The organism is Citreicella sp. C3M06 (assembly GCF_018860705.1).
Classification (GTDB): Bacteria; Pseudomonadota; Alphaproteobacteria; order Rhodobacterales; family Rhodobacteraceae; genus Salipiger.
The window spans coordinates 76,864-99,510 of sequence record NZ_JAHKQA010000048.1; the positions used below are offsets into that span (position 1 = coordinate 76,864).

A 22,647-nucleotide genomic window follows, 5' to 3' on the forward strand; every position below is an offset into this window, starting at 1 on the left:
TAAGGGGTCAAATAGGGGAAGTTTTTTGATTATGCTGTGGCATGATGTGCCGAACAGCAGATTTGCAGGACACCACGCCATGGCCCCCCTCGACGACTTCGCCCATTCGCTTGACCGCCCGGATCTACCGGAGTGGCTGCAGGCCGGGCTGATCGGAGACAACGCCACCATCGACGGCCCGTTCGGACCCAAGCCGTTGATCTATGCCGATTATGTCGCTTCTGGCCGGGCGCTGGCGCAGGTCGAGGATTTCATCCGCGACCGCGTGCTGCCCTATTACGCCAACAGCCACACGCAGGCATCCTATTGCGGCGCGTTCACCACGAAACTGCGCGAGGCGGCGCGGGCGCAGATTGCCGATATGGTTGGCGCCGGGGCGGGCTATAGCGTCGTCTTTGCCGGTGCCGGGTCGACGGCGGGGCTCAACCGCTTGGTGATGCTGCTGGATCTTGCCGGAATCGCGGCGCGCGGCGGGCGGCCGGTTGTGCTTGTCGGCCCCTATGAACATCATTCCAACCTGCTGCCGTGGCGCGAAAGCGGCGCCGAGGTGATCGAGATCGCCGAAGCTGCGCAAGGCGGGCTCGACATGGCCGACCTCGAGGCGCAGCTTCGCGCCGCGCAGGGGGCCGAGATCATCGTCGGCACCTTCACCGCCGCATCCAATGTCACCGGCATTGTCACCGATACCGATGCCGTGACGCGGATGCTCAAGCGCCATGGTGCGCTGGCGATCTGGGATTATGGCTGCGCGGGGCCCTATACCCGGATGGACATGGCGCAGGGCAGCGATGCCCAGAAAGACGCCATCGTGTTGTCGCCGCACAAGTTTCCCGGCGGGCCGGGGGCGTCGGGGCTGATGATCCTGCGCGATGCCATCGCGCGCCGCTCAACGCCGACCTTGCCCGGCGGCGGCACGGTCAGCTTCGTCTCGCCTTGGGGGCATCGCTATTCGTCCAGCCTTGCTGACCGCGAGGAAGGCGGCACGCCCAATGTTCTGGGCGATCTCCGCGCCTGCCTTGCGATGATGGTCAAACAGGCGCTCGGGCAGGATTGGCTCGATACCCGTCAGGCCGCGCTGCGGGCCAAGGCCGAAGCGGTCTGGACAGGCAATCCGCATCTTGAACTGCTCGGGCAGCCGGGTGCGCAGGCGTTGCCGATCTTCTCGTTCCGGGTGCGCGACGGGCAGGGCGGGCTGGTGCATCACCAGTTCTTCACGCGGCTGCTGAGCGACGTCTACGGCATTCAGGCGCGTGGTGGTTGTGCCTGTGCGGGGTCCTACGCGCATCGGTTGCTGGGGCTGGGGAAAGCCGAGTCCGAGGAGACCTTCGCCCGGCTCGAACGCGGCGAGGAGACGGCCAAACCCGGCTGGGTCCGGCTCAACCTTTCGGCATTGATGAGCGATGCCAAGGTTGAAATTATCATCGCAGCGGTAGACAAGCTGGCACGCGAGGCCAACTCTTACGAGGCCTCTTATACCGCCGACCGGGCCACCGCCCGATTTGCGCCCGTGCCAGCTGAAAGCCTTGCCTCGTGAACCAAAATCCCATCGCCAACCGCACCTTCCGCACCCTTTTTGCAGCGCAGATCTGTTCGATCCTCGGGGTCGGTTTGCTGACGGTGGCGCTGTCGCTTGCGGCGTGGCGGATCGGCGGCGCCGAGGCTGGCGGCAAAGTGCTTGGCCTGCTGCTGGCGCTGAAGATGGTGGCCTATGTCGGGCTTGCGCCCTTTGCCGAGACGCTGCTGGCCCGCGTGCCGCGCAAGACGGCGATGGCGGGGCTAGATTTCGGGCGGATGCTGCTGCTGCTGCCGATGGTCTTTGTCACTGCCACATGGCAGATCGCGGCGCTGGCTTTTTTCTTTTTCGTGCTGGCCTCGGGGTTCACCCCGCTGTTCCAGTCGGTGATCCCCGACGTGCTGCCGGATGAGGCGCAATATACCCGTGCCTTGGCATGGTCGCGCATCGCCTACACGGCGGAATCGGTGCTTAGCCCGGTGATCGCGGCGGTGGTGCTGAAGATGGTCGCGCCGCAGGCGCTGTTCGTTTGCGCGGCGCTGTCCTTTGCCTGTTCGGTACTCTTCCTGATGCTGACGCGATTTCCCGAGAAGGGCACCATTTCGCGCAAGGGGCCGTTCATCCGGCGCGCGCTGCGCGGCATGGTGATCTATGCCAAGACCCCCCGGCTGCGCGGGCTGATCCTGCTCTCGCTTGGGTTGTCGTTCAGCATGGCCTGGGTTCTGGTCAACACCGTGGTCTATGCGGGCGAGCGTCTTGGCGATGCGGATGGGTTCTATCCGGTCCTGATGGCGGGCTATGGCTTTGGCGCGGCGCTTGGCGCGGTTCTGGTGCCGCGCCTGTTGCGCCATGTCACCGAGCGGCGCGCGATTGCCGCCGGGGTGCTGGGCTTTGCCGGGCTGGGTGCGGTGTTCGCGCTGCTGCCAGCGCTGCCGATGGCGGGGCTGCTGCTGGTCTGGGGCGGCTTTGGCCTGGCCTCGTCTCTGGCGCTGACGCCGGGCGGGCTGGTGATCACCCGCTCTGCCGCGCGCGAGGACCGCGCCGCGGTGTTCGCCGCGCAATTCTCGCTTAGCCACGCGGGCTGGCTGATCGCCTATCCGCTGGCGGGCAGTTTGGCGGCGCAGGCCGGGCTGGAATATGCGCTGTTGGTGCTGGCGGGGCTGTCGGTGTTGACATCCGTTATCGCGCTGTGCATCTGGCCGGCCCATGATCCGATCTCGCGCGCCCACGCGCACCCCGACCTGCCCGCCGATCACCCGCATCTGTCGGGGGGATCAAAGCGCCATGAACACGCCTATCACATAGACGATCTGCATCCATCTTGGGCAAAAGCTCACGTTTGATGCTGAAACGCGACAGGGTTTTACTGTAGGAAGATTCGTATGCAAACGAACGATACATATTCCATTGACGGGCAGGGGCTGGACGCGCTCGAGGCCCGCCTTCATGAAGATCTCGAATTTCTGTGCTATCCCGGCAAGGATTGGGTGCCCGCGCAGGACGGGGTGAGCGACGTTGTCATCATCGGCGGCGGCATGTGCGGCATGGTCGCCTGGCTCAACCTGACCGCGGGCGGCATCCGCCGCATCCGCGTGCTGGATCGCAACCCCGAAGGCTACGAGGGGCCGTGGCTCAACTATGCACGGATGCGCACGCTGCGCTCTCCGAAAACGCTGACCGGCCCGGCGGGCGGGCATGGTGCGCTGACCTTTCAGGCGTGGTTCCGCGCCCAGTTCGGCACGCAGGCATGGGAGACGCTCGACAAGATCCCGCGTCCGCAATGGATGGAGTACCTGCGCTGGTATCGCCGCGCGCTCGGCGTGCCGGTGGAAAACGGCGTGTCGGTGGAAAAGGTCGAACCGCAGGGCGATCTGCTGAAGCTGACGCTGGCGGATGGCGACGAAATCCTGTGCCGCAAGCTGGTGTTTGCCACCGGTCGCGACGGCACCGGCGGGCCGAACATTCCCGGGTTTGTCGAGGGCATCGACCGCCGCTACTGGGCGCATAGCGCCGATGCCATCGATTTCGAGGCGCTGCGCGGCAAGCGCGTTGCGGTGATCGGGGTCGGGGCATCCGCCGTCGACAACGCCGCCGAGGCGTTGGAACATGGCGCCGCCGAGGTCCGCCACCTGATCCGCCGCAAGACCATGCCGACGGTCAACAAGATGATGGGCATCGGCTCGTTCGGGTTCACCGCTGGCTTTGGCGAGCTGCCCGATGAATGGCGCTGGCGCTTCATGCAGTACAGCTTGTCGACGCAGACCCCGTCTCCGCATGGTTCGACGCTGCGGGTCAGTTGCCACGACAACGCCTATTTCCATTTCGGCAAGGCGACTGTGCGGGTCGAGGATCTTGGCACCGAGATCAAGATCCATTTTGCCGATGGCACGGCGCATGTCTGCGATTTCCTGATCCTTGGCACCGGATTTGTCATCGACCCGATGGCGCGAACCGAATTCGGACCGGTCGCGGGCGAGATCCTGCTGTGGCGTGACGTCTACACGCCGCCCGAAGACGAACAGAGCCGCGATCTGGGCAATTTCCCCTATCTGAACAGCGATTTCACCTTTCGCGAAAAGTCCGAAGGCGCGGTGCCGTGGTTGCGCCATGTCTATTGCTTCAACTACGGCGCGTCGGCGTCGCTCGGCAAGGTGTCGGGCGATATTCCGGGCGTCTCCGAAGGCGCGTCATGGCTTGCGAAATCCATGGCGGCGACGCTTTATTCCGAAGACCTTTCAACACATTGGCAGGCGATGCTAGACTACGAGACGCCCGAGCTCGACGGGTCCGAATGGACAGAGAGCGAGCTGCCGCAGACAACGAAGGAGAAGGTCGCGTGAGCATTTTCCAGACCACGGCCCTTGCCGCTGCCGGGATCGACACCGGCGCAGCAGCCGATGCCGCACAGACCCGTGCCAACATCATGAACGCCACGCAAGCCGCTGAAGATGCAGTGATTGCTCCGCTTTACACCGGTGCGTTCAGCCATGAGCTGCGCGCCGCACTGGCCGCGCGCATCGCTGCGGCGGGCGGGGTGCCGGAACTGGCAGAGCGCTACCTTGCCAAGGCCGGCGACATGGCCGCGCTGGCCGATCCGGCGTCCGATGGCGGCGATCTTGCCCATATCATCGCCTTTGTCGACAGGGCGGCCAATGCCACCAAGGACATCGCCGCCAGCGATATCTCTGACCTGCAAGCCGCGGGCGTCGCCGATGCGGATATCGTGCGCTTGTGCGAGCTGGTCGCCTTTACCGCCTATCAGCTGCGCGTCGTTGCGGGGCTCAAGCTGATGAAAGGGGCCGCCGCATGAGCCGCATCATCCATAAATTCACCCGCACCGTTCCAACCTGGCAGCCGCGCGTCACCCCTGTGAACCTTGCGCAGGCAACGCCTGAGCAGCTCGAGGCGCTGTCGGTCACCCCGTCCAACACCAAGGTGTCGGATTACGTGCTGACGCTGGCGCATGATGTCGAAAGCCTCAAGGTGCGCTCGCCGCTGTTCAATGCGATCATGTATGACGCGGGTGGCATGAGCCGGGCCGAGCGCGAGCTGGGCGCCATTGGCGCAAGCATGGTCAACCGCTGCATCTATTGCGCCGCCGTGCACGCCGATCGCCACGCCAAGCTGGAAAAGGACACCGCCGTAACCGACGAGCTGTTCACCAAGGGCGAAAAGGCCGATCTTTCAGAGCGCAACCGGGCGATTTTCGACTTTGCCCGCAAGCTGTCCGAAGCGCCGGTCGCGGCCACGCCCGAAGACATGGCCACGCTGAAAGAGGCCGGGCTGAGCGAGGAAGAGATCCTCGATCTGATCCTGTCCACCGCGCTGTTCGGCTGGGCAAACCGGCTGATGCATGTGCTGGGCGATCCGGTGCGCGAAGAGGTGAGCGCATGAGCAAGGTTGGTATCGCAGGCGCGGGGTCCATCGCCTTTGGCTCGGCGGCATTGCTGCATGTCAACGGCCATGATCCGATGCTGTGGTCGCCCTCGGGCGCCTCGACCGAGGGGCTGACTGAGCTGACCGCCACCGGCGCCATCGAGACCCGGTTCACCCCGCGCATCGCCGCCAGTGCGCAGGCGCTGTGCGAGGCAAACGATGCGCTGCTGGTCGCGCTGCCGGGCTATGGCCACAAGGCGGTGTTCGACGCGCTTGCCCCGCATATCCGCGACGGCCAGCATGTGATCATCAGCAGCCACGCCAGCCTTGGCGCGATCTATCTGGCGCAGCTGCTGGAGGCGCGCGGCATCTCGGCACCTATCACCGCATGGGGCACCACCGCCGTCACCGGGCGACGTGAGGGGATGACCGCGAAGGTCAACACCGTGCGCAAGAAGGTCGATCTGTGCACCGTGCCCGAAACCCGCGGCGATTGCGCCCGGGCGGTCTGCACCGGGCTGTTCGGCGATGTCTTTGTGCCGCGCGACGGGCTGCTGGCGATCACGCTCAGCAACCTCAACCCGCAGAACCACCTTGGCATTGCGCTTGGCAACATCACCCGGATGGAGCGCGGCGAGACATGGTCGCAGGGCCAGAACGTAACGCCCAAGGTCGGCGCGCTGCTAGAGGCGCTCGATCTTGAACGCCTTGCCATTGCACAGGCGCTGGGGCTGCAGACCAAGACCATCTTTGAACATTTCGCGGCCAGCTTCCACGTCCCCGAAGCCAGCATCAGCGAGATGAACCAGCAGATGCACGCGCAGGGCAATGGCGGCACCGGTCCGGCCACCGCCGACAGCCGCTATGTCACCGAAGACGTGCCCTACGGGCTGGTTCCGACGGCGGTTCTGGGGCGTCTGGTGGGCCAGCCCGCCACGCTGCACGAGGCGGGCACGCAGATCTTTGGCGCGATGTATGGCCGCGATTTCACCGCCGAGAACGAGATCCTTAACGCGCTGAACCTCAGCGCGTACACTCTGGAAGACCTGCAACAGGCCGCCCGTACCGGCCTGCTGCGCAAAACGCCGCAAACGGCATAACAGCAAAAACGATACGGACCACACAGGGAAACCGACATGACAAAGCTCATCCTCAATCGCCGCAAGCTTCTGACCACCGCCGCCGCCGGTGGCGCGCTGCTCGCCAGCCCCGCCTACCTGCGCCGCGCCCACGCGCAAGCCGGCGGCGAGGTCAACATCTGGACCTACAACGATTTCGTCCCCGCTGCCTTCAAAGAGCAGTTTGAGGCCGAGACCGGCATCAAGGTCAACGTCCGCCTCGTCGATGACCAGGGCAAGCAGTTCAGCCTGCTCGCCGCCGAAGCGCCCAACCCCACCGTCGACATCATGACCGTCGCGGGCCACCGCTTCCTGCAATTCATCGACAGCGACCTGCTGGCGCCGCTCGACACTGACCGCCTGTCCAACTGGGGCAACATCAACCCCACCTTCAGCGAATCCGACTGGGCGACCATTCAGGGCAACAAGTGGGGCGCGCCGATCCTGTCGGGCATGGAGGTGCTGTCCTACAACACCGACCTCGTCTCGGCAGAAGAGGCACAGAGCTGGCAGACCCTGTTCAGCGATCAATATGCCGGCCAGACCGCCTATGTGATCCAGGACATGATGTCGATCGTCATGCTGATGATGGGCTATGACGGCAACATGGTTGAATACCTTGACGATCCGGAAAAGGCCGCCGCCATCGTCGAAGAGGCCAAGCTGTTCCTGATCGACAACAAGGACAAGGTCCGCAAGTACTATGACGGCGGTGCCGAAGTGCAGCAGATGTTCGTCAACCAGGATATCGCACTGGCCCAGACCTGGAACGGTCCGGGGGCAGCGCTGATCAACGATGGCTTCCCGCTCGCCATGTCGATCCCGCAGGAAGGATCCTACGGCTTTGTCTACACGTTCAACGTCGCCAACAACGCGCCGAACATGGACAATGCCTATACGTTCCTCAACGCGATCCTTGCCTCGCCCGAAGTTGGCGCGGCGATGACCAAGGCCTCGGGCTTCATCTCGACCTACAAGGGCGCGAGCGAATACCTGACCGACCTTGAGAAGAAATCGACCTCTTTCCCCGACGAGCAGCTGGCGAACCTGCAGTTCTTCCGCGCCGAGGCGAACGACATGAAATATGGCCTCCTCGACCCGGCGGTCGAGGCGATCAAGGCAGCCTGATCCCTCACGGACCCTGCCGCCAAGCCCGTCCGGCCCCGTGCCGGACGGGCGTTCTGAAACCCTTGATTGAGGGCACTTTCCATGACCTATGAGGCCACCGCGCGCAAGGATAGCGCCGCGCCTGCGTCGGAGCGCACCTTCTGGGGCCGGCTGTCCGGCTGGGGCCCCTATATGGCGCTTGCCACGTTTGTGACCGCCTCGCCGCGCCGGCAGTTCCTGCTGCTGGCGATCTTTCCGGTGCTCTGGGTGCTGACACAGCATGTCGGACCAATGTTGCAGATGCTGCGGGTGTCGCTGACCGATGCCTATCCGGTTGCGCCGGGCGTCGAGCAGCACCTGACCATCGAACACTACCTGAAGTTCTTTCAGGACCAGCTGTTCTGGCAACCGTTTTTTCGCACCCTCAGCTTTGCCACGGTGTTCACCTTCTGCACGCTGCTGCTGACCTATCCGGTGGCGTATTTCCTTGCGCGCCATGTCTCGCCCAAGAACCGCATGCTGCTGCTGCTGCTGCTGCTGATCCCGTTCTGGGTCGGCGAGATCGTCCGCACATTCGCCATCATGATCCTGCTGGGCAACACCGGCGCGGTGAACCTTGTGCTGAAATGGCTTGGGCTGATCGACCGGCCGATTCCGTTCATGTACACCAGCTTTTCCATGGGGGTGGGCATTGTCTACCTGACGGCGCTGTACATGCTGTTGCCGCTGTATTCGGCGCTGGAAAAACTGCCCAAAAGCTATAACGAGGCCGCCGCCGATCTTGGCGCGGGCGCCTGGACACGCTTTCGCCGTGTGACCCTGCCGCTGACCCTCGAAGGCATCTCGTCGGGCTGCACGCTGGTGTTCCTGATCTCGACCGGCTTTTATGCAACGCCGGTGCTGCTGGGCGGCCCGTCGACCACCGTCTTTGCCGAAACCATCGGCGGCTTTTTCCACGTGGCGGGCGATCAATGGCCCACCGGCGCGGCCTTTGCGATCATCATGTTCGTCGCGGCGCTGCTGCTGACCGCCTCTTTCCAGAAGATCATGACCTTGCTGCGCAAGGGAGACACGCGATGACCCGTCACAACCGCATTCTGCTAAGCTGCGTCTACTGGGCCTTTGTCGCCTATGTGTTCATCCCGCTGATCCTGATGGTGATGATGGGGTTCAAGGACAGCAAGTTCATCGGCTTTCCGATCAAGAGCTGGACGCTGGATTGGTACACCGGCGTCATGGGCGATGCCGAAACCCTCACCGCCTTTGGCTATTCGGTGGCGATTGCCGTGCTCTCGACCGTGGTGTCGATCCTTGTTGGCACATGGATCGCGGTGCTGCTCGAAGGGCGCAGCTTCTGGGGGCGCGCGGCGATCTTTGGCATGACGGTGCTGCCGGCGCTGATCCCCGGCATCATCTCGGCCATCGCGTTTCGCATCTATGCGCGGCTGCTGGGGATCGAGCCGGGCATGGGCGCGATCATCTGGTCGCACGCGGTCCACAACGTGCCCTTCGTGGTGCTGGTGGTGATGGCGCGGCTCTCGACCTTGCCGAAAAGCCAGATCGAGGCGGCGCGCGACCTTGGCGCCGACCCGCTGATCGCCTTCCTGCGCATCACCTTTCCCTATCTTGTGCCCGCCATCATGGGCGCCAGCATCTTCTGCCTTTTGCTCAGCTTCGATGATTTCGTCCGCTCGTTCTTCCTGGGTGGCTACGAGCCGACCCTTCCGGTGCTGATCTTCGCCAAGCTGAAATCGGGGATGTCCCCGGAAATCAATGCAATCGCGACCGTTGCGCTGATCCTGACCGCCCTCATCGGCGTCTGGGCAGAACGCTTCACCCGCCGTATGAACAAGGACTGAGCCATGGCTGACCCTCTCGTTCGCCTCGACAAAATCACCAAGCGCTTCGGCGACACCACCGCGCTGTCGGAACTGAACCTCGATATCGCACAGGGCGAATTCGTCACCTTCCTTGGCCCGTCGGGCTGCGGCAAGTCGACGACGCTGCGCATTCTCGGCGGCTTCGAAGCGCCGTCCTCGGGCCGCGTGCTGCTGCGCGGCGACGACGTGACCAAGCGCCCGCCTGAAAAGCGCAACGTCAACATGGTGTTTCAGGATTACGCGCTGTTTCCGCATATGACGGTGCGCCAGAACATCGGCTTCGGTCTGGAACTGAAAGGCCTTGGCAAGGCGCAGATCCGGGCGCGTCAGGACGAGATCATGGCGTTTCTCGAACTGGACTCCTATGGTGATCGCTACCCGGCGCAGCTGTCGGGTGGTCAGCGTCAGCGGGTGGCTCTGGCGCGGGCATTGGCGCCCGATCCGGCGCTGCTGCTGCTTGACGAGCCGCTCGGCGCGCTTGATGCCAAGCTGCGCGGGCAGGTGCAGCAAGAGCTGAAATCGATCCAGCGCCGCACCAACAAGACCTTCTTCTTCGTCACCCACGATCAGGAAGAAGCCCTGACCATGTCTGATCGCATCGTGGTGATGAACAAGGGCAAGGTCGAACAGGACGGCACCCCCGAAGAGCTGTATTTCCATCCGGCGAGCCGCTTTGTCGCCGAGTTCATCGGCGAGACCAACCTGCTGAACGGCGAAATGCGCGGCACCGACGGCGGCGCCGTGGTGATGGACTGGTTCGGCCAGACCCTGCGCGGTCACGCGCCGGGCGGCGTGCCGATGACGGGCGCGCCGATCACCGCCTCGGTTCGGCTTGAACGGCTTGGCTTTCACGCCACGCGTCCGGATTGCACCAATGCCGTGCAGGGCAAGGTCGTCGGCAAGACCTTCCTTGGCAGCCGGATGGCGCTTGATCTGATGGTCGAACAGGCGCAGGGCGCGACTCTGCGCGCCTATGTCGATGCGGACACCGGCCAGTCGGTCGGCGAGGCGCCGGTCTGGATCGGCTGGGATGAATCCAGCATGGCCGTGCTGCGCGACTGAGCCAGCGCCAGACGCGACATCGCAAAAGGGGTGGGCATCGCTGCCCGCCCCGCTTCTGTTTCAGAACAAGGGCGCGATCAGCCCTCGGCACGATCCCGACGCATTTTATCTAGATATTCCACCAGATCCGACAGCAGGCGCATTTCTTCCTCTGGGCCTGAAAAGCGCACCCCGACCCGGTATCCATCCGCCCAGCGTTTGGTGATGCTGAAGATACCAGCCCCGGGGATGATCAGCTTGTCGAGCGATTCATCGCGCCTGTAAGGGGGGTCTTTGAAACGCAGCTGTGCCCCGGAAATCGAAATGTCGATCGTGCGGCAGCGCATTTGCGAACCACGATCGAATTCGACGATAACGTCGATGCCGCAGGCGATTCGCAGGACGGCACGTCGATTCCGAGAGGGGCGTTGATCATTCTGCATGAGAGGAATTTCGCCGATATCCTTTTAGGATTTCTTACCGGAGAGTCTCGAATGCGATCTTCTCAAAGGGGGTAGGCTCTGTTGAGTGCGCCTTACGGGCTTGTTTCAAACCATCCCCACAGACGCGAAAGGCCCGGATCCTGCTGGATCCGGGCCTTTATGGCAAGATGCGGGTGCGTTCAGCTGGCGCGGCGTTGATCAAAGCTCAGCGCGATGAATTCCGGCATGTGATCGCCCATTCCGACCACATTTGAATCGCGGTCCGATCCACGACCACCGCGGTCTGACCGGCTGCGCACAGGGGCCTTTTCAGGCCGCTCTGCCCGTTCGGGACGTTCCGCGCGCTCAGGACGCTCGGCCCGCTCGGGGCGTTCCGCCCGCTCGGCCCGTTCTGGCCGCTCGGTGCGTTCCGTGCGGCGCGAGCGGGTGGTCTTTTTCTCGGGCGCGGCAGCCTCGGGAGCGGCGTCTTCAGGTGCCGTTCCGGTGAAGCCGGGAAGCTCGACGCGGGTGATCTCTTTTTGGAGCAATTTCTCGACAGCCTCGAAGTTCTTTTCGTCGCGGCCCGACACGATGGTCAGGGCCTTGCCAAGACGCCCGGCGCGACCGGTTCGGCCGATACGGTGCACGTAATCCTCGGGGTGGCCGGGGACATCGAAGTTGAAGACATGGCTCACCGAAGGCACGTCAAGCCCGCGTGCGGCGACATCCGATGCGATCAGCAGACGGATCGAGCCGTCGCGGAAGCCGTCAAGCGTGCGGGTGCGCTGGCTCTGGTCAAGATCGCCGTGGATCGGCTCGGCGTTATAGCCATGCGTCTTGAGCGATTTCGCCACGATGTCCACGTCAACCTTGCGGTTGCAGAAGATGATCGCGTTGGTGCAGGCCTCGCCTTCGCGGTCGATCAGGCTGCGCAGCACCGCGCGCTTTTCCGATCCTTCACGATCGCGACGCGATGCCTTGAAGATCACCGCACCCTGTTCGATGGTCTCGGAGGCACTGGCCTGACGGGCAACCTCGATCCGCTCGGGGTTGGACAGGAAGGTGTTGGTGATGCGCTCGATCTCGGGGGCCATGGTGGCCGAGAAGAACAGCGTCTGACGGGTGAAGGGCGTGAGCGAGAAGATGCGTTCGATGTCAGGGATGAACCCCATGTCGAGCATCCGGTCGGCCTCGTCCACCACCATGACCTTGACGTCGGTGAGGATCAGTTTGCCGCGCTCGAAATGATCGAGCAGGCGGCCCGGCGTGGCGATCAGCACATCGACACCCTTGTCGATCAGCTGCTCCTGCTCCTTGAACGAGACGCCGCCGATCAGCAGCGCCTTGGTCAGCTTGACATACTTGGCATAGGTGTCGAAGTTTTCGGCCACCTGCGCGGCCAGCTCACGGGTCGGGCACAGCACAAGGCTGCGCGGCATCCGGGCGCGGGCGCGGCCACGGGCCAGCGAGGTGATCATCGGCAGGGTGAAACTGGCGGTCTTGCCGGTTCCGGTCTGCGCGATTCCCAGCACGTCGCGCCCTTCGAGAGCATGGGGAATCGCCCCTGCCTGAATCGGCGTCGGGGTTTCATAGCCCGCTTCTTCGATGGCTTTGAGAACCTTGGGGTTCAGGTTTAGATCGCTGAATTTCGTCATGTGTGTCCGATTTTGGGTGCGGACAACAGAACTTTGGCCCGCGCGTCTGATATGGGAACGAGCCCGGTTGGCCCTGCCTGAGCGGCAATCGCGTTGCCGTTGACGCGGCTTTTACCGGAATCACCGGGCAAAGGTCAATCAGAGCGTTGATTTGCGCTGAAAAGCGTGGGGTTGCGGTGCCACCTTTGCAGGATATGGGCGGATGTCTTGCGATTTCGTGACCGAGTCTTTGATCGAGTCCGATCTGGATTCGCCTAAGCTGCGTCCGGAAAGTGCCGGGCGCGCAGCTGCGACAGGCCCATTCGGTGGCGTCGCAGCAGGCCCAGCCCGTCGAGACGCGTCAGCAGCTCGGGGCGGGCGGTGCAGACTTCGGTATGAAACCGGCGCAGGGCGTCCTCGCCGCCGCTTTGTTCGATCAGGGCGAAAAGATCGTGCAGGCTTAGCGCGCCCTGAGTGCGCGCCTGCGGCTTCAGCTCTGATCGGTACGAACCCTGCGCCAGACGGAAGCGATAGAGCGACAGGAAATGCGCCCAGTCGCCGGCGTGGAAATGGCCCAGCTCGGTGTCGGCAAGGCGAACCATGCCGGGGTTGTCGATATCGCCCAGCGTGACGTTGTGAATGCGGATCTGAAGCCCCGGCGTGCCAGCGCGAAACAGCAGCTTGCCGGCAACATGGCTGAGGAACCCGCCGGACAGATGCGCCCCCCATGTGGGAAAACAGGCCTGCGCCGCCTCCTTACGGGCGCGCTGGTCCTGTGGGCAGGCCTTGAACAGCGTCTCGGGCCCGTCCGAAACCAGCGCCTCGATCGGGCGAACCCTTGCGCAGAGGCAGTCAGGGGGCAGGGCGGCAAGCTGCTCCGGTAGCGGGCGGGCGGGCAGCAGGAATTCATCGGTGTCGATATGGGCGAGCCAGTCGACCTCGGGCTTGCGATTGTTGGCGTGGCGGGCGTTGGCGCCTTGCCGGGCCTGGTGCTTGACCGGGCGGCGGCCGCGCTTGGCCCACCACGCCTCGTCTGTGCGAAACACCCGCAGCTTGGGGTGGGCAGACAGCACCGCCTGTGCCTCGGGCATGTCCTCGTCAAGATAGAGGTACACCCGCCGCGCCCCAAGCTCGAGATGCCATGCGGCGAAATCCAGAATGCGCGGCAGCGGTGCGTTGGTGGTGGTGACGGTGCCCCATGTGACGCTCATGGCAGCGCGCCGAACACACGCCGGACGGCGGCGTCCGGGTCAAAGACATGGCTCACCAGCATCCCATGCGCCGCAAGCCGGGCGCGCAGATCGGGGGAGTCGGCGCAGACCTCGTCGAACAGCAGGCGCAGGCCGTCTTCGCCTTCCTCTTTGGCAAGGAAGGACAGCAGCTCGGCCTGACCCATCTCGACCCGCTCGGAGCGCGCCCGGTACGAGCCTTGGCTCTGGCGAAAGGCCAGATGGTCGCGAAACTGCGCCCAGCTGGGCGCGTGCAGATGGGCCAGATCGATGCCGCCCAGCCGGGCGCGGTTCGATGCATCCTCGCCGCGATATTTCAGCGTGTGGATGCCAAGCCGGGTGTCCTTGATGCCGGGGCGGGCAAAGACCTTGCCCGAGGTATGGCTGAGGAAGCCGCCATACAGATGCATCCCGAAGGTCGGGTAGATATCTTGCAGCACCGCCTTGGGCTGGCCCGCGTGGTAATGGCTGCGCTTGAAATGCTGCGGCAGGCCGTGATCGGGGGCCAGCGCTTCGATCGGGGCCATGCGGGCGAGGGCATTGGCGGGCGAGACCTTGGCAAGCTGCGCGGCGACGGGGCTGCCTGTCAGCAGGAATTCATCGACATCGATATGGCCAAGCCAGTCGAGCCGCCCCGCGCTGGCGCGCAGGCTGCGGGTGGCGTTGTGGGCCTGCCGGAGCTGGTGCTGATCGGGGCGGGGTTTTCCGGTGGCCTGCCACCAGCTTTCATCGCAGCAGATAACCTTGATCGTCGGATGCCGCGCCAGAAACGCGGCGCTCTGCGCATCGGGGGCGTCAAGGTAGAGATGCAGCGCCTGCGCGCCCAGCTCGATATGATGCGCGGCAAAGCGCGCCATCTGCAACAGCTCACCGCGCTGCGTGCTCACCAGCCCCCAGCGCAGGGTGCCAGCCGTCACCCCCGCAGCGGTGGCGGGCACCGGCGCGGCGTTGGGGGCAGCCTTTGACGGCAGCTGCTTTTCCTTGCGCCGCCGCATGGTCTGAAAGCGGCGAAATAGCGTGCGCTCGTCATGGATCAGCAGGTCGAGCAGGTGATGGGCGAGGGGGCGGATCACCGCGTCGCCCTCGGCCTCGCGCCAGAGCCGCCCGATCATGTTGACGTCGAGCCCGCCGTTGACGATGGCATATGGCGCCATCTGCATCGGCAGCGCGCCGTCCGCCTTACGATCCAAGGCAAAGGGCGTATCAGCCTTGCGCCCGGAATAGAGCCGTTCGGATTCGTAGAGCTTCATGGTGCCAAACAGCACCGTCAGCGCCAGCCCGACAGAGCGTTGCACCGAGGTTGCGCCATGATCGCCAAAGGTGGTGATCGCAGACACCAGCCAGCGCTGATCTAGATTGGCCAGCAGATGCGCGCCCTGTTCCTGCCAGAGCCGCTGGAACAACGCGGGCAGATGGGGGGGATGTTCGCGTTTGCGCAGATGCGCGATGAGCAGCCCGTTGAGAAACACCAGCTCGCTCTGCCCGGCCAGCTCGGAGCGCAGATCGTGGCGCTTGCGGTGATAGGAAGAGCGCCAAGGCTTGGCTTCCTGCGGGTCTGACTCGGGGTCGGCGACGATCTGCGTGGCCAGCGGCGCCAGATCCAGATCGAGCGGGGGCGGGGCTTCGCCGGGTGCATAGTCTATGGCATCGCGCCGCCCCTCCATCTGGGACAGCACGGCGTTGATGCCGCCGGGCCAGGTCGGACGTCTTGAGGTGTCGCTCATGGTCTGAGTTCCGGCGCGGCGCAGCGGCACTGGCAGATGCGCGGTGTCATGGCGGTGATGCCGGGCCCATCAGCCCGGCGTGATGTCGCCGATCATGCCGGGACAGCTGCGCTTGGCTGCCACGCCGCCGGCAAGGTGACCGTTCAGGATCAGGTGCCATGTCGGCGCGTATCCCGGTGCCTGCGCGCGCGAATAGGCACAACCCTCGGGCGAGATCCAGATTTGCCCGGCGGGGCCGGACGCAGGCATCGGCTGGGCGCGCTGGTTGCCTTGGCTCGACAGCGCCGGGCTATCTGCATGCGCCAGCGGGGCGGCAACAAGGACGATCGCGGCAAGCGCGGCGGTAAGGGGCGTGGGAAGGGACATCTGCAAAGGCCTGTGGTTGAGTCTGGGTTTGACCAAGGATGCACCGAGAAGATGAACCTTGCCTATAAATTTCTAATGCTCAGGGCTTTGTTGCGCCAGAGGTGAGGCTTGGCAAGCGCGCCGCTTTGAGGCACAGCAGGATCATGAGCACCACGTCCTTTACCCTGTCTGCCACTTGCGGCAAGGCGCGCACCGGCGTCATCGATACGCCGCGCGGCCAGATCCGTACCCCTGCCTTTATGCCGGTCGGCACCGCCGCCACCGTCAAGGCGATGCTGCCCGAGCAGGTCCGCGCCACCGGCGCCGATATCCTGCTGGGCAATACCTATCACCTGATGCTGCGCCCCGGCGCCGAGCGGGTGGCGAAACTGGGCGGGCTGCACCGCTTCATGAACTGGGATCGCCCGATCCTGACCGACTCGGGCGGCTTTCAGGTGATGTCGCTGGCATCCTTGCGCAAGCTCACCGAAGAGGGCGTGAGCTTCGCCAGCCATGTCGATGGCTCGCGCCACATGCTCAGCCCCGAGCGCTCAATGGAGATTCAGAAGCTGCTCGGCTCTGACATCGTCATGGCCTTTGATGAATGCCCGGCGCTGCCCGCCGACCGCGCCCGCCTTGAGCAGAGTATGCAGCTGTCGATGCGATGGGCGCAGCGTTCGCGCGATGCGTTTGGCGACCGGCCGGGGCACATGCTGTTCGGCATCCAGCAGGGCGGGCTCGAAGAAGACCTGCGCGGGCAAAGCGCCGAAGCGCTGCGCGCCATTGGCTTTGACGGTTACGCCGTGGGCGGGCTGGCCGTGGGCGAGGGGCAGGAGGCGATGTTTGGTTGTCTCGATTTCGCGCCCGACCAGTTGCCGGTGGACAAGCCACGCTACCTGATGGGGGTTGGCAAGCCCGATGATATCGTCGGCGCGGTCAAGCGCGGCATCGACATGATGGATTGCGTGCTGCCAACCCGCTCTGGCCGCACCGGGCAGGCCTGGACCCGGCACGGCGTGGTCAACATCAAGAACGCACGCCATGCCGAGGATCCGCGCCCGCTGGACGAGGCCTGTACCTGTCCGTGCTGCACCGGCTATTCGCGCGCCTACCTGCATCACGTCTATCGCTCGCACGAGATGATCGCCGGTATGCTGCTGACATGGCACAACCTGCATTATTTCCAGCAGATCATGCAGGGTATGCGCGATGCCATCGCTGCGGGCAGCTTTGACGCGTGGGAGGCGGCGTTTCACGCGGGCCGCGCCGAGGGCGATATCGAACGCCTGTAACTGTGCCGCCGTGCGGACATGCGCACGCCCTTGTGCGCTGATGCATGGCGGGCGGGCGTTGCCGATTGCCAGAGCGTGCCTACCTTCGAGCGACATCAACGGCCCGGCTTGGGCCGACGTTCGATCTAACGGAGACTATACCCGATGTCCGAAACACTTTTCACGCCGATCAAGGCCGGCGCCATCCAGATGGCGAACCGCATCGCCATGGCTCCGCTGACCCGCAATCGCGCCGATGACGACACCGGATGCGTCAACACTCTGCACGTGGAATATTATCGTCAGCGCGCCGGGGCGGGGCTGATCATCACCGAGGCCACGCAGATCTCGCCGGTGGGCAAGGGCTATATCCAGACCCCCGGCATCCACACCGAGGCGCAGGCCGCCGCCTGGCGCACCGTGACCGATGCGGTTCACGAAGCGGGCGGCAAGATCGTTGTGCAGCTGTGGCATGTGGGGCGGATCTCGCACACTTCTCTGCAACCGGGCGGGGCCGCGCCGGTCGCGCCGTCGGCGATTGCCGCCGGGGGCAAGACCTTTACCAAGGCGGGATTCGAGGAAACCTCGGTGCCGCGCGCGCTTGAGGCAGACGAGATCGCCGCGACCATCGCCGATTACCGCGAGGCGGCGCGCCTTGCGATGGTGGCGGGCTTTGACGGGGTCGAGGTGCACGCGGCCAACGGCTATCTGATCGACCAGTTTCTCAAGACCGGCGCCAACACCCGCACCGACGACTGGGGCGGCCCGATCGAGAACCGGGCGAAATTCCTGTTCGACGTGCTGGATGCGGTGACCGATGAAATCGGCGGTTCGCGCACCGGGCTGCGGCTGTCGCCGTTCTCGCCCGCCAATGGCATCAGCGATGAAGATCCGCAGGCGGATTTCGAATATGTGGTGCCCAAGCTGAACGCTTATGGCCTTGCTTATCTGCACATGGTCGAAGGCGCCACCGGCGGGCCGCGGGCGCTGGCCGAGGGCGAAAGCATCACCGCATTGCGCGCCCTGTTCGATGGTCTTTACATGGCCAACAATGGCTATGACCGGCAGATGGCGCAGGACGCCGTGACCTCGGGCGCGGCCGATCTGGTGGCCTTTGGACGGCCGTTCATCGCGAATCCCGATCTGGTCGATCGACTGCAACGCGGCGCACCGCTGAACACTGGCGATCAGGCAAGCTATTACGGCGGCGGGGCGAGCGGGTTCACCGATTACCCGACGCTCGAGGACGAGGCTGCCTGAGTTTTAATGAAACCCGCGCGGCCCGGAAAAGCAAAGCTTGCTCCGGGCCGCGTTTCTGTGCATGAGGCGGATCTGCCAATCGCCTCGTAAAGGATTCGGACCATGGATTACAGCAAATCCGGCGGCTCTAAGCCAAGCAAGAACGCCCCCCGGTTCGATCCGACCCGGGGCACGCCCAAGGGCAAGGACGCGCAGGGCGGCAAGGCCAGCAAGGCCGAGCTTCTGGCACGCATGAAAGCCGCCTCCGAGGCCCGCAAGACCGAGCCCGGTACAGACGGCTAAGCGCCGCGCCGTCAGGTGTCGGCGGCAGGCTGCACACCAGCCTCGCCGCCCATCCGTGACGGCAGCGCGCGTCGCAGCAGTGCGATCAGCGTGCGGAACACCACCAGCCCCAGCAGCAGCGCCACGACAATCACCGTGATGCGCCCCTCGGGGGTGAAGGGTGCGATCCAGACCAGCATCGCCAGCGCGAAAAGCACCGACAGGATCGTCGCGGGGGTCAGCGCGATCAGTTTCTCAAGCATTTTCCGTCTCCTCCTTGCCGGCCCGCAGCAGCCATTCGACGCCCTGACGGATCGCCGGCCCATTGGTGTCGGCGGCATTGCGCAGGGTGCGCCGCAGGCGTTCATGCCAGGGCAGCCCCAGCCAATAATCTTCGCGCCGTTCGATCTGTCGCACCCAGCGGGCAAAGGCCTCGCGCGCGGCGGAAGGGTTGGTCACATCGCTCAGGTCTGCCAGCAGCGGTTTCGCCTGCGGGGTGCCACGGGTCTCGCCGGGGGCCCATGCAATCAGGAACGGCCCGGCAGTGGCTGGCAGCTCAAACCCCTCTGAGCGCTCTGCCAAGCTGCGGTGCCGCAAGGCTTCGGACAGCCCGTAGAACGGCACGGCGGTCTCGCATTTCTCTGTATCGGGCGCGGTGTTTGCGGTGCTGGCAGAAAAAGTGCTTTGAACCGGCCAGATCGTCACGACCTCTTGCACGTCCAGCTCCGGGTCGCGGAACAGGTTGCTGGTATGTGGGATGGAATTGACGAAGGCCTGACAGAACATGCGGCCTCGGACCGCCAGATCGCCCTGTGGCCGGGTGGTAAAGATCAAAATCCCATAGGCGAGAAAGCCGTGCGGCGGGATCTCGTTCGGCCCGGCAAACAGATAGCTGGCGCTGATCACCGTGGCCCTCTGGGCCGCTTCCGTTGTCGGCTCGCCTGCGGGGACAGGCACCATTATGGGTTCCATATCTGGGCCGGGAAATTCGGACGCGCTTAGGGTGGTGATGCCTTGGGTCTTTTCACGCGCGCTGCTGGCGCTGGTGGCTTGGGTCTCGCTAGGCATGATGAGCAGCTGCTCTTCAAGCGCCTCAACGTCAGCACCGCTGGCCGCAGGTCGCGGCGGAAGCGCTGATTTGATCTCGGCCATGCGCGGCGATCCATCAAGGGCTGCCATGAACAGCACCCCCCCGGCAATCGCCAGACCAGCCAGAGAGAAAACAAGCTTTGGTCCAATGACGGGTTTCATCGGCCTCTCCTGAATAACGAAATTGATACAAATATGACGCAACCATAACATGTATCCCCTCAGATCCAAAGTCATGCTTGGATCGCCCTGCAGGGCAAAGGCCGCTTGCACCCCGCGGCGCGCACAGTCATTCTGGCGTGAACCCGGGCCGCAGTTGAATTCTCGATGGGGCGGCCCCAAATAACGCAGTGTTAAGGGGATGGCGGTAGCTGCCGATAGACCGGGGCCGGCCCATCCTGCCAATCAAAGGAATGCTCATGCAACAGGCACTCAATTCTTCTTATCCTGTGCTGCCGCTGCGGGATATTGTCGTGTTCCCGCACATGATCGTGCCGCTGTTCGTCGGGCGCGAGAAATCCGTGAAGGCACTCGAAGAGGTCATGGCCGACGACAAGCAGATCCTGCTTGCCGCCCAGATCGACCCTGCGGTCGACGACCCCGAGGAATCCGGCATCTACCGCGCGGGCGTCCTTGCCAACGTGTTGCAATTGCTCAAGCTGCCCGACGGCACCGTCAAGGTGCTGGTTGAGGGGCAAAGCCGCGTCAAGATCACCGAATACCTGCCCAACGAGAGTTTCTTCGAGGCCAAGGCCGAATACGTGCACGAGATGCCGGGCGATCCGGCCTCCATCGAGGCGCTGCTGCGCACCGTGTCCGAGGAATTCGAACGCTACGCCAAGGCCAAGAAGAACATCCCCGAAGAGGCGCTGTCCGCCGTGTCGGAAACCCGCGAGCCGGCAAAGCTGGCCGATCTGGTGTCCGGCCATCTTGGCATCGAGGTCGACCAGAAGCAGGATCTGCTGGAAACGCTGCCGGTGTCCGAGCGGCTGGAAAAGGTCTACGGCCTGATGCAGGGCGAGCTGTCGGTGCTGCAAGTCGAGAAAAAGATCAAGACCCGCGTCAAGTCGCAGATGGAGAAGACCCAGCGCGAGTACTATTTGAATGAGCAGATGAAGGCCATTCAGAAGGAGCTTGGCGACGGCGAGGATGGCCAGAACGAGGTCGCCGAGCTGGAGGCGCGCATCGCCGAAACCAAGCTGTCCGACGAGGCCCGCGAAAAAGCCGAGGGCGAGCTGAAGAAGCTGCGCAACATGTCGCCCATGTCTGCCGAGGCGACGGTGGTGCGCAATTATCTCGACTGGATGCTGTCGATCCCGTGGGGCACCAAATCCCGCGTGAAAAAGGATCTTGGCCGCGCGCAGGAGATCCTCGATCACGACCACTACAGCCTTGAAAAGGTCAAGGAACGCATCGTCGAATATCTCGCCGTGCAGGCGCGCTCTCAAAAGCTGCGCGGACCGATCCTGTGCCTTGTCGGGCCTCCGGGCGTCGGCAAGACCAGCCTTGGCAAGTCGATGGCCAAGGCCACCGGGCGCGAGTTCATCCGAATCTCGCTTGGCGGTGTGCGCGATGAATCCGAGATCCGCGGCCACCGCCGCACCTACATCGGTTCGATGCCGGGCAAGATCATTCAGGCGCTGAAGAAGGCGAAAACCACCAATCCGCTCATCCTGCTCGACGAGATCGACAAGATGGGGCAGGATTTCCGTGGCGATCCGGCCTCGGCGATGCTTGAAGTGCTCGATCCCGAGCAGAACAGCACCTTCGTCGATCACTATCTCGAGGTGGAATACGACCTGAGCAACGTGATGTTCGTCACCACGTCGAACAGCTACAACATGCCCGGGCCGCTGCTCGACCGGATGGAGATCATTCCGCTGTCGGGCTACACCGAGGACGAGAAGCTTGAAATCGCCAAGCGTCACCTTCTGGATAAAGAGGTGAAGGCGCATGGTCTGAAGAAGGGCGAATTCTCGGTCTCCGATGGCGCGCTGACCGACATCATCCGCTACTACACCCGCGAGGCGGGGGTGCGGAACCTTGAACGCGAAATCGCGCGGCTGGCGCGGAAATCCGTGACCAAGATCGTCAAGAAGGAAGCCGAGCGGGTCGATGTAAGCTCTGACAACATCGACGAATTCCTTGGTGTGAAAAAGTTCCGCTATGGTCTCGCCGAAGATGAGAACCAGGTCGGGGTGGTGACCGGGCTTGCCTATACCTCGGTCGGCGGCGATCTGCTGCACATCGAGGCGCTGAAGCTGCCCGGCAAAGGCCGGATGAAGACCACCGGCAAACTTGGCGACGTGATGAAGGAAAGCATCGAGGCGGCGTCTTCGTATACCCGCTCCATCGCGCCGCAGATCGGGGTCAAGCCGCCGCGCTTTGACAAGATGGACATCCACGTGCACGTGCCCGATGGCGCGACGCCCAAGGATGGCCCGTCGGCGGGTCTGGCGATGGTGACGGCGATCGTGTCGGTGCTGACCGGGCTTCCGGTGCGCAAGGACATCGCGATGACCGGCGAAGTGACGCTGCGGGGCAATGCCTCGGCCATCGGCGGGCTGAAGGAAAAGCTGCTGGCGGCGCTGCGCGGCGGGATCAAGACCGTTCTCATCCCTGAAGAGAACGAAAAGGATCTGGCCGAACTGCCCGACAACGTGAAGCAAGGGCTGGAAATCATCCCGGTCAAGCACGTCTCCGAGGTGCTGAAGATCGCGCTGGTGGGCACGCCAGAGCCGATCGAATGGGATGAAGAGGCCGAAGAGGCCGCGGCGGCGCTTGCCGCCAAGGCCGAGGACAAGGCAACCGGGGCTGTCGCACACTAAGGGCGAGGCTCCAGAAAACACCAAGGGCGCCGCATGAGGATGCGGCGCC

General features: G+C 64.1%; 21 protein-coding genes. 14 read left to right on the plus strand and 7 right to left on the minus strand.

Annotated features, from left to right (window positions below; genetic code table 11):
• The first annotated feature begins 79 nt into the window (after positions 1-79).
• The 10 genes from KO516_RS12045 to KO516_RS12090 all read left to right on the plus strand — a co-directional run bounded on the left by KO516_RS12045 (position 80) and on the right by KO516_RS12090 (position 10,556).
• The gene (locus KO516_RS12045) at positions 80-1,534 is read left to right on the plus strand and encodes an aminotransferase class V-fold PLP-dependent enzyme (RefSeq protein ID WP_216004036.1); all 1,455 of its coding nucleotides are present in this window, start codon (positions 80-82) and stop codon (positions 1,532-1,534) included.
• Entirely contained in the window at positions 1,531-2,856 is a 1,326-nt protein-coding gene (locus tag KO516_RS12050) for an MFS transporter (RefSeq protein ID WP_216004037.1), read from the plus strand. Before KO516_RS12045 ends, KO516_RS12050 begins: the two co-directional genes overlap by 4 nt.
• Before the next feature lie 39 nt (positions 2,857-2,895).
• Positions 2,896-4,353, plus strand: coding sequence for an NAD(P)-binding domain-containing protein (locus KO516_RS12055; RefSeq protein ID WP_216004038.1), 1,458 nt, complete (start codon positions 2,896-2,898; stop codon positions 4,351-4,353).
• Entirely contained in the window at positions 4,350-4,823 is a 474-nt protein-coding gene (locus KO516_RS12060) for a hypothetical protein (protein WP_216004039.1), read from the plus strand. Before KO516_RS12055 ends, KO516_RS12060 begins: the two co-directional genes overlap by 4 nt.
• Entirely contained in the window at positions 4,820-5,407 is a 588-nt protein-coding gene (locus KO516_RS12065) for a peroxidase-related enzyme (protein ID WP_216004040.1), read from the plus strand. The genes KO516_RS12060 and KO516_RS12065 overlap by 4 nt, the downstream gene beginning before the upstream one ends.
• Entirely contained in the window at positions 5,404-6,489 is a 1,086-nt protein-coding gene (locus KO516_RS12070; RefSeq protein ID WP_216004041.1) for an NAD/NADP-dependent octopine/nopaline dehydrogenase family protein, read from the plus strand. Before KO516_RS12065 ends, KO516_RS12070 begins: the two co-directional genes overlap by 4 nt.
• A gap of 36 nt (positions 6,490-6,525) precedes the next feature.
• Entirely contained in the window at positions 6,526-7,635 is a 1,110-nt protein-coding gene (locus KO516_RS12075; RefSeq protein WP_216004042.1) for a PotD/PotF family extracellular solute-binding protein, read from the plus strand.
• A gap of 81 nt (positions 7,636-7,716) precedes the next feature.
• On the plus strand, positions 7,717-8,694 hold the full coding sequence (locus KO516_RS12080; protein ID WP_216004043.1) for an ABC transporter permease: 978 nt from the start codon (positions 7,717-7,719) through the stop codon (positions 8,692-8,694).
• Positions 8,691-9,473: an ABC transporter permease gene (locus KO516_RS12085; protein ID WP_216004044.1), complete on the plus strand. Its 783-nt coding sequence runs from the start codon at positions 8,691-8,693 to the stop codon at positions 9,471-9,473. The genes KO516_RS12080 and KO516_RS12085 overlap by 4 nt, the downstream gene beginning before the upstream one ends.
• 3 nt (positions 9,474-9,476) lie before the next feature.
• The gene (locus KO516_RS12090; RefSeq protein WP_216004045.1) at positions 9,477-10,556 is read left to right on the plus strand and encodes an ABC transporter ATP-binding protein; all 1,080 of its coding nucleotides are present in this window, start codon (positions 9,477-9,479) and stop codon (positions 10,554-10,556) included.
• 77 nt (positions 10,557-10,633) lie between these two features.
• On the opposite strand, the gene KO516_RS12095 is transcribed toward KO516_RS12090, so the two are convergent.
• The 5 genes from KO516_RS12095 to KO516_RS12115 all read right to left on the minus strand — a co-directional run bounded on the left by KO516_RS12095 (position 10,634) and on the right by KO516_RS12115 (position 15,910).
• On the minus strand, positions 10,634-10,978 hold the full coding sequence (locus KO516_RS12095; protein WP_216004046.1) for a PilZ domain-containing protein: 345 nt from the start codon (positions 10,976-10,978) through the stop codon (positions 10,634-10,636).
• 179 nt (positions 10,979-11,157) lie between these two features.
• A complete protein-coding gene (locus KO516_RS12100; RefSeq protein ID WP_216004047.1) occupies positions 11,158-12,612 on the minus strand; it encodes a DEAD/DEAH box helicase in 1,455 nt (484 codons plus the stop codon).
• A 254-nt stretch (positions 12,613-12,866) separates the two neighbouring features.
• Positions 12,867-13,802, minus strand: coding sequence for a glycosyltransferase family 2 protein (locus tag KO516_RS12105; RefSeq protein WP_216004048.1), 936 nt, complete (start codon positions 13,800-13,802; stop codon positions 12,867-12,869).
• Complete coding sequence (locus KO516_RS12110; protein WP_216004049.1) at positions 13,799-15,544, minus strand: glycosyltransferase family 2 protein; 1,746 nt, start codon at positions 15,542-15,544, stop codon at positions 13,799-13,801. The genes KO516_RS12105 and KO516_RS12110 overlap by 4 nt, the downstream gene beginning before the upstream one ends.
• A 69-nt stretch (positions 15,545-15,613) precedes the next feature.
• A complete protein-coding gene (locus KO516_RS12115; RefSeq protein ID WP_216004050.1) occupies positions 15,614-15,910 on the minus strand; it encodes a hypothetical protein in 297 nt (98 codons plus the stop codon).
• Between the two features lie 143 nt (positions 15,911-16,053).
• On the opposite strand from KO516_RS12115, the gene tgt reads away from it, so the two are divergent.
• From tgt to KO516_RS12130, 3 genes are all read left to right on the plus strand, one after another.
• A complete protein-coding gene (tgt, locus tag KO516_RS12120) occupies positions 16,054-17,181 on the plus strand; it encodes a tRNA guanosine(34) transglycosylase Tgt (RefSeq protein ID WP_216004051.1) in 1,128 nt (375 codons plus the stop codon).
• Positions 17,182-17,325: 144 nt separating this feature from the next.
• The gene (locus KO516_RS12125) at positions 17,326-18,420 is read left to right on the plus strand and encodes an alkene reductase (protein WP_216004052.1); all 1,095 of its coding nucleotides are present in this window, start codon (positions 17,326-17,328) and stop codon (positions 18,418-18,420) included.
• 102 nt (positions 18,421-18,522) lie between these two features.
• A complete protein-coding gene (locus tag KO516_RS12130) occupies positions 18,523-18,702 on the plus strand; it encodes a hypothetical protein (protein WP_216004053.1) in 180 nt (59 codons plus the stop codon).
• 11 nt (positions 18,703-18,713) lie between these two features.
• On the opposite strand, the gene KO516_RS12135 is transcribed toward KO516_RS12130, so the two are convergent.
• Positions 18,714-18,944, minus strand: a complete 231-nt coding sequence (locus tag KO516_RS12135; RefSeq protein ID WP_216004054.1) for a hypothetical protein — start codon at positions 18,942-18,944, stop codon at positions 18,714-18,716.
• Positions 18,937-19,932, minus strand: coding sequence for a hypothetical protein (locus KO516_RS12140; RefSeq protein WP_216004055.1), 996 nt, complete (start codon positions 19,930-19,932; stop codon positions 18,937-18,939). Before KO516_RS12140 ends, KO516_RS12135 begins: the two co-directional genes overlap by 8 nt.
• 257 nt (positions 19,933-20,189) lie before the next feature.
• Here KO516_RS12140 and lon point away from each other — a divergent pair, with 257 nt between their 5' ends.
• Positions 20,190-22,598 carry an endopeptidase La gene (lon, locus tag KO516_RS12145; protein ID WP_216004056.1) on the plus strand — a complete coding sequence of 803 codons (2,409 nt, stop codon included), beginning with the start codon at positions 20,190-20,192 and terminating at the stop codon, positions 22,596-22,598.
• Positions 22,599-22,647: the final 49 nt, after the last annotated feature.

Coding starts and splice junctions, on each gene's coding strand:
- KO516_RS12125 (WP_216004052.1), top strand. CDS start 17,326: ATGTCCGAAACACTTTTCACGCCGATCAAGGCCGGCGCCATCCAGATG.
- tgt (WP_216004051.1), top strand. CDS start 16,054: ATGAGCACCACGTCCTTTACCCTGTCTGCCACTTGCGGCAAGGCGCGC.
- KO516_RS12095 (WP_216004046.1), bottom strand. CDS start 10,978: ATGCAGAATGATCAACGCCCCTCTCGGAATCGACGTGCCGTCCTGCGA.
- KO516_RS12090 (WP_216004045.1), top strand. CDS start 9,477: ATGGCTGACCCTCTCGTTCGCCTCGACAAAATCACCAAGCGCTTCGGC.
- KO516_RS12085 (WP_216004044.1), top strand. CDS start 8,691: ATGACCCGTCACAACCGCATTCTGCTAAGCTGCGTCTACTGGGCCTTT.
- KO516_RS12045 (WP_216004036.1), top strand. CDS start 80: ATGGCCCCCCTCGACGACTTCGCCCATTCGCTTGACCGCCCGGATCTA.
- KO516_RS12140 (WP_216004055.1), bottom strand. CDS start 19,932: ATGAAACCCGTCATTGGACCAAAGCTTGTTTTCTCTCTGGCTGGTCTG.
- KO516_RS12070 (WP_216004041.1), top strand. CDS start 5,404: ATGAGCAAGGTTGGTATCGCAGGCGCGGGGTCCATCGCCTTTGGCTCG.
- KO516_RS12105 (WP_216004048.1), bottom strand. CDS start 13,802: ATGAGCGTCACATGGGGCACCGTCACCACCACCAACGCACCGCTGCCG.
- KO516_RS12080 (WP_216004043.1), top strand. CDS start 7,717: ATGACCTATGAGGCCACCGCGCGCAAGGATAGCGCCGCGCCTGCGTCG.
- KO516_RS12075 (WP_216004042.1), top strand. CDS start 6,526: ATGACAAAGCTCATCCTCAATCGCCGCAAGCTTCTGACCACCGCCGCC.
- lon (WP_216004056.1), top strand. CDS start 20,190: ATGCAACAGGCACTCAATTCTTCTTATCCTGTGCTGCCGCTGCGGGAT.
- KO516_RS12135 (WP_216004054.1), bottom strand. CDS start 18,944: ATGCTTGAGAAACTGATCGCGCTGACCCCCGCGACGATCCTGTCGGTG.
- KO516_RS12110 (WP_216004049.1), bottom strand. CDS start 15,544: ATGAGCGACACCTCAAGACGTCCGACCTGGCCCGGCGGCATCAACGCC.
- KO516_RS12065 (WP_216004040.1), top strand. CDS start 4,820: ATGAGCCGCATCATCCATAAATTCACCCGCACCGTTCCAACCTGGCAG.
- KO516_RS12100 (WP_216004047.1), bottom strand. CDS start 12,612: ATGACGAAATTCAGCGATCTAAACCTGAACCCCAAGGTTCTCAAAGCC.
- KO516_RS12115 (WP_216004050.1), bottom strand. CDS start 15,910: ATGTCCCTTCCCACGCCCCTTACCGCCGCGCTTGCCGCGATCGTCCTT.
- KO516_RS12130 (WP_216004053.1), top strand. CDS start 18,523: ATGGATTACAGCAAATCCGGCGGCTCTAAGCCAAGCAAGAACGCCCCC.
- KO516_RS12055 (WP_216004038.1), top strand. CDS start 2,896: ATGCAAACGAACGATACATATTCCATTGACGGGCAGGGGCTGGACGCG.